Below are 1462 nucleotides of genomic sequence, written 5' to 3' on the forward strand. Positions count from 1 at the left end.
GCGCCGATTTGAAAGGCTTCATGCGGCTGAAAACTCGCTCGCATGCCAATCAATTTAGTGTGAGGCTCTGCCTTATAGTCTTGTAATTGACCGGCAGTAATCTGGTAATTAAAATTACCCAGTTTTGATAATACAGGAAAATTAATAGGGGTATTATTGGCGCGCTGCATTAAAAAGCCCGTGACAGGTCTAGCCGCATCACTGCGAATTAAACTGCCATCAACGCCGTTGCCCCACCATACCGGAATACTACCAAAGGCAAGGCGATGATTGCCTAATTTGGTACCGATGTAGCTGCCATCAAGATTAGATGTCTTGCTAGGCTCATCATCATCAACATTTAAGGTACCTTGAATTTTATAATCAATATTATCACCTGCATGACTATGTGACACACTAACACCCAAAGGCGTCACCGTATTGCCTTCTGTATTAAATCCGCTAAACACAGCGCGCTCGTCACCATTGACATTGCTCACTATTTGTAGCTTAGATACATCGTTGGCTTCAAGCTTTTGCTTAACTTGATTCAGCAACAATTTATCATTGTCTGATTTGGGCTGCGCTTGACTCAAGGCTGTCTCTATGGCTTCTGAACTAATCGGCCATGTTGATATATCAACATTTAGAACGCCATTGATTTTTAAAATCTCAAGTGTTTGGCGTAGCTCACTATCAATTTGAACTAATTGACCTGCCTGACTTAATTGCGAAAGTCCAAGTAGTACACCCAATGAGAGATATTTAACCGTTTTATTTGTCATACGAGGCTCGCAGTTTATGTATTGGCATTGAATAGAGTGGTTAGCACATCAACAGTGGTAGTAGCAATCGTTTGCATTTCAGTTATTGTCAATGTCGGGTGGATTAAAAACATCAAGCTTGTTTCCCCTAATTCTTTAGCAACTGTCAATCGCGCTTTGGGACGCGATGGATGATTGTCAAATGCTTTTTCTAAATAAATCTCTGAACAAGAGCCAGAGAAACAAGGAATTTTTTTCTCATTAAGCGCATTTAAAATACTATCTCGATTGATATTCTCTGGCAAGTTTTCAGGTCTCACATACACATAGTATTTATAATACGCATGGACAGAATCGCTACCCATGACTTGGTGAAATTCTATATCTGGTATGCGTAAAAATTGTTGCTCACCTGCAAACTGTGTTAGAGCATCACGCAAAATCTTGGCGTTTTGTGTACGAATCTTGGTCCACTCGTCCATTTTTTTAAGCTGAATACGACCAATCACCGCTTGCATTTCCATCATGCGCCAATTGGTGCCAAAGCTGTCATGTAACCAGCGAAAACCCGGTGGATGTTGTTTATGATAAATACTATCGTAGTTTTTACCGTGGTCTTTATACTCCCACATTTTTTGCCATAATACTTTGTCATTGGTCGTAACCATGCCACCTTCGCCGCCTGTGGTCATGATTTTATCTTGACAAAAACTCCAAGC

Annotated in this window: 2 protein-coding genes; both read right to left on the reverse strand. The window is 40.8% G+C overall.

The annotated features are described in order from the left end of the window. Positions 1-764 (reverse strand): capsule assembly Wzi family protein (locus RTR63_RS10260; protein ID WP_312524085.1); only part of this gene is annotated, 764 nt, incomplete at its 3' end. A gap of 14 nt (positions 765-778) precedes the next feature. Then, on the reverse strand, positions 779-1462 hold a 684-nt coding region (locus RTR63_RS10265), incomplete at its 5' end, for a DegT/DnrJ/EryC1/StrS family aminotransferase (RefSeq protein ID WP_312524087.1).

This window comes from Moraxella sp. CTOTU47724 (assembly GCF_032014955.1).
Lineage (GTDB): Bacteria > Pseudomonadota > Gammaproteobacteria > Pseudomonadales > Moraxellaceae > Faucicola > Faucicola tetraodonis.